At 48.2% G+C, this 2,369-nt stretch carries 1 protein-coding gene; it reads left to right on the top strand.

The annotated features are described in order from the left end of the window. The coding region (locus D1151_RS16185) for an SNF2-related protein (RefSeq protein WP_161909558.1) at positions 1-2,369 on the top strand (2,369 nt) is incomplete at both ends.

Below are 2,369 nucleotides of genomic sequence, written 5' to 3'. Positions count from 1 at the left end.
GCATTTAGCAGCAAATATGGTCTGATCAACAACCGCAGCAACAGCCAGGCATTTCGGGATGACAGCAGCTATCCATTGCTTTGTTCTCTGGAAATGCTGGATGATGATGGAAAACTTGCAAGAAAAGCCGATATTTTCACCATGCGTACTGTGCGTGGGGCGGAGAGAGTTATCAATGTGGAGACAGCCCAGGAGGCCCTGGCCGTGTCGCTGTCTGAAAAGGCGTGCGTGAATATACCGTATATGATGCAGCTTTCCGGAAAGTCAGAGGATAAATTGATCCGTGACTTATCCGGGCAAATTTACCGCGTACCGGATATGGAGCACCCGGATAGTAAGACCTATGTTACTGCCGATGAGTATCTTTCCGGCAACGTCAGACGCAAGCTGGCTCAGGCAAGGATTCTTGCCGCGGCAAATCCCGCATTTGAGATAAACGTAAAAGCCCTGGAAGGTGTCATGCCGGAGCCGCTTACTGCAGCTGATATTGACGTGGAGCTGGGGAGTGTCTGGGTACCGGAGGATGTATACACATCTTTTATATTAGAACTTTTACAGCCGAGCAAATATGCAAGCGTGGATATTGCGGTGCGGTATAACCGGATATCCGGAGAGTGGGGCATTGAAGGCGCAGGTGGTGACAGCTTAAACGTCCTTGCAAACACCACTTATGGGACAAACAGGGCCAATGCATACCGGATCATTAAAAATGCTCTGAATATGCAGACCGTGAACATTACAGATACCGTTACGGATGTGAACGGAAAGAAGCATACGCAGCAGAACCAAAAGGAAACAGCTCTTGCAAATCAAAAACAGGATTTGATTAAATCAAAATTCAAAGAATGGATCTGGGAGGATCCGGAGCGGCGGCAGCGTCTTGAAGAAATCTATAACGAACGGTTTAACAGCTGCGTTGCACGGGAGTTTGACGGCAGCCACCTGACTTTCCCAGGTATGAATTCGCAAATTGAACTGCGTGATCATCAAAAACGCGCTGTTGCCCGTCAGCTTTATGGCGGAAATACGCTGCTTGCACATTGCGTAGGCGCAGGAAAGACCTATGAAATGGCGGCTGCCATTATGGAGAAAAAGCGGCTGGGATTATGTAATAAAGCTATGCTGGTGGTGCCAAATCACCTAACGGGTCAGTGGGCGGCAGAATTTATGCGCCTATATCCGGATGCGAAGGTTCTTGCCGTTACTAAGCAGGACTTCAAACCGGAGAACCGTAAGAAGTTCTGTGCAAGAATTGCTACGGGAGATTACGATGCCGTAATTATTGGACACAGTCAGTTTGAGATGATTCCGCTTTCAAAACGCAGACAGCGGGCCTTTATTGAGGAACAGCTTGATGATGTGCAGGCAGAACTGATTGCGTTGAAGGCGGAGCAAGGAGAAACTTATACGGTAAAACAGCTTGCCGGCATGGAGAAAAAGCTGAAGGTAAAACTGGAAAAACTAAATGATGCCGGACGTAAAGATAATGTGGTGACTTTTGAGCAGCTTGGTGTTGATTTTCTCTGTGTAGATGAAGCACACAATTACAAGAATCTGGCCTTCAATACGAAGATGAGCAATGTCGCCGGCATTTCTACAACCGGAGCAAATAAATCCTATGACATGTTTGCAAAGTGCCGCTATATGGATGAGCTGACCGGAGGCAAAGGCATTACTTTTGCTACGGGAACCCCGATCTCTAATTCTATGAGCGAGGTTTATACCATGCAGCGTTATCTGCAGTATGACCAGTTAAAGGATTTAGGTATTTCTACCTTTGACGGATGGGCGTCGGTTTACGGGCATACGGAGACCACTTGGGAGCTTGCCCCAGAAGGAAGCAAGTACCGGCAGAGAACCAGATTTGCCCATTTTCAGAACATGCCTGAGCTGATGAGCGTATTTAAGGACACGGCGGATATCATTACTGCAGATATGATCGACCTAGACGTGCCGGAAGCAGAAACGGAAAATGTACTGATACCGGCAACCGCACAGCAGGCGGAGATGATTCATGAGATCGGTATCCGGGCAGACCGGATCCGGGACGGGCTGGTGGATCCGACCGTAGATAACATGCTTAAAATTTCAACGGACGGGCGAAGACTTGCGCTGGATGAGCGCCTGATTACTGGGGTACAGGAACATCCGTTAGGGGAAACCAAAGTGGATTTATGCGTACAAAAGTGCATGGAGCTTTATCGGGATACTATGGACAATCAGTCAGCGCAGCTCATTTTCTGCGATCAGTCCACGCCACGAAACGATGGCAGCTTCACAATTTACGAGGCCGTTAAGACGGGATTGATGTCGGAAGGTGTTCCAGAAGATGAAATCGCTTTCATCCATGACTATAATACGGAAAGTGC

The sequence above is a fragment of the Emergencia sp. 1XD21-10 genome (genome assembly GCF_009936045.1).
GTDB lineage: Bacteria > Bacillota > Clostridia > Peptostreptococcales > Anaerovoracaceae > Senimuribacter > Senimuribacter intestinalis.
Note: the sequence above shows the minus strand (reverse complement) of the source record. Positions and strands in the feature narration are given on the sequence as shown.